7 tRNA genes and 1 pseudogene are annotated in these 2,109 nt (G+C 45.0%); 1 reads left to right on the plus strand and 7 read right to left on the minus strand.

Going from position 1 to position 2,109, the window contains the following annotated elements:
* Positions 1–387 precede the first annotated feature (387 nt).
* Positions 388–1,395, plus strand: a pseudogene (locus HF992_RS11740) (transposase family protein).
* A gap of 77 nt (positions 1,396–1,472) precedes the next feature.
* Here the strand turns inward: HF992_RS11740 and HF992_RS11745 are convergent.
* The 7 genes from HF992_RS11745 to HF992_RS11775 all read right to left on the minus strand — a co-directional run bounded on the left by HF992_RS11745 (position 1,473) and on the right by HF992_RS11775 (position 2,078).
* Positions 1,473–1,556, minus strand: a tRNA-Leu gene (locus tag HF992_RS11745).
* A gap of 10 nt (positions 1,557–1,566) precedes the next feature.
* A tRNA-Gln gene (locus HF992_RS11750) sits at positions 1,567–1,638 on the minus strand.
* An 11-nt stretch (positions 1,639–1,649) separates the two neighbouring features.
* Positions 1,650–1,722: transfer RNA gene (locus HF992_RS11755), tRNA-His, on the minus strand.
* 12 nt (positions 1,723–1,734) lie between these two features.
* A tRNA-Trp gene (locus HF992_RS11760) sits at positions 1,735–1,805 on the minus strand.
* 7 nt (positions 1,806–1,812) lie between these two features.
* Positions 1,813–1,893, minus strand: a tRNA-Tyr gene (locus HF992_RS11765).
* A gap of 15 nt (positions 1,894–1,908) precedes the next feature.
* Positions 1,909–1,981 (minus strand) — tRNA-Phe (locus tag HF992_RS11770).
* Between the two features lie 23 nt (positions 1,982–2,004).
* Positions 2,005–2,078 (minus strand) — tRNA-Met (locus tag HF992_RS11775).
* Positions 2,079–2,109: the final 31 nt, after the last annotated feature.

Raw genomic sequence — 2,109 nt, forward strand, 5'->3', positions numbered from 1 at the left:
ATATGAAGAGCCTCCTATTTTCATTTTGAACAATCGAATAAGAGGCTAGTTGTCATTTTATTTTCACGCTCAAGGCATAGTCGAGTTATCTCATGACTCTTATTCATCCAGTTTTGAGTACAGGCTAAGCAAAGCCCTACTAAAAACCACGGATTTGTATTGCTCACCTACATTATATTCCTAATCTCTTTTTCTGTCATGAGTTGGCAGGCATAGCCTGCTTAGAGTTTTGAGTATGAAAAAAGCCCCATATGACCTATAATGAAAAGCGATAAAACCACTCATTAGAAAGAATCATATGGAATAAAGAACTAGTCAGGGGAGTGACTAGCTCTTCCCGAGCTCGAAAATAGAAAAAGCGAGGATTTTTTCACAAACCTACTCGGAATGAAAGACCCTAATATCACTATTTTGGAGGTTGTGGACACTAGAAGCCACAAGGAAGTCATCGCTAAACTGGACTACCCTGCTCCAAAATGCCAACATTGCCAGGAGCAGATGCCTAAATACGGCTTCCAGAAACCATCCAAAATCCCTTATCTTGAGTGTGCAGGGTACAAGACACTCATTCGTCTGCAGAAACGACGTTTCCGCTGTCAAGAATGTGGGAAAGTCGCTGTCGCGGAGACATCCTTGGTCAAGAAAAATCACCAGATTCCCCTCATTCTGCATCAGAAAATTGCCCAGAAACTGATTGAGAAAGTAGCCATGGCCGCTATCGCTGAAAGCCTTGCGGTATCAACCTCAACGGTCATCCGAAAGCTAAAGGAGTTCCAGTTCAAGATAGACTTGAACAGCCTCCCAACTAACATGAGTTGGGACTCAAACAGTCCAGTGGACTGTTTGAGGTAGGAGCCTGAAAATACAAAAGCGACTAGTTGAAGCAAGAAAGGCAAAATGAGCTTTATCGCAGAGGACTTTGACTCGCTTAAAATTGGGGCAATCCTAGACGGTCGAACCCAAGCCACCATTCGTAACCACTTTCTACGCTATTCTAGAGCGGTCAGAAACCGTGTCAAGGTCATGACAATAGATGTTCAGCCCTTATGACAAACTGGCCAAACAACTTCCCTCTCGAATTTTTAGGCTTAGGCTGAGACAGTCTCCGAGACTGTTTCACTCCCATCTGCTAAAATTGTTCTGGATCGTTTCCACCTCTCGCTTTCAAATTTCTTAGCTCAAGGCTAAACTAGTCTAAAGCTCAGTGATAAACGGTTTTATCGCCAAACTTTTCGCATGCACTTGACTAATCAGGAGGTGGTCGATAGACTACTCGGCTATTCTCAAGAGCGGAATGCCCTTGGATTTCAGAACTTTGAAAACTTTAAAACTTGCATTTTCATTGCACTAAATATAAAACAAGAGAAGACTAAACTTCTCCTCTCTCGATGTTAGATTGGTCAACCAACTACAGTTGATAAAGAATCTAAAAAACAAGCTAATCAAGCTTGTCTTAACACTACATTATGCAATACCGGCGGCCGGGGTCGAACCGGCACGTCCGTGAGGACACTGGATTTTGAGTCCAGCGCGTCTGCCAATTCCGCCACGCCGGCACAATGATAACTGGGGTAGCTGGATTCGAACCAACGCATGAGGGAGTCAAAGTCCCTTGCCTTACCGCTTGGCTATACCCCAATAATAAAATAGGCGAGTGATGGGAATCGAACCCACGAATGCCAGAGCCACAATCTGGTGCGTTAACCACTTCGCCACACCCGCCATTTCATTAAACACGGGCAGTAGGAATTGAACCCACACTGAAGGTTTTGGAGACCTTAGTTCTACCTTTAAACTATGCCCGTAAAGGTATGGAGAGAGAGGGATTCGAACCCCCGAACCCGAAGGAGCGGATTTACAGTCCGCCGCGTTTAGCCTCTTCGCTATCTCTCCAAATTATTCAATTAATGGCGCGAGACGGAATCGAACCGCCGACACATGGAGCTTCAATCCATTGCTCTACCAACTGAGCTACCGAGCCAAATAAAGTGAATCTACTTCAAATTGCGGGAGCAGGATTTGAACCTACGACCTTCGGGTTATGAGCCCGACGAGCTACCGAGCTGCTCCATCCCGCGCTAATAATATAAAGGAGGATGTGGGATTCGA

Source organism: Streptococcus ovuberis (assembly GCF_012396585.1).
Taxonomy (GTDB): Bacteria; Bacillota; Bacilli; order Lactobacillales; family Streptococcaceae; genus Streptococcus; species Streptococcus ovuberis.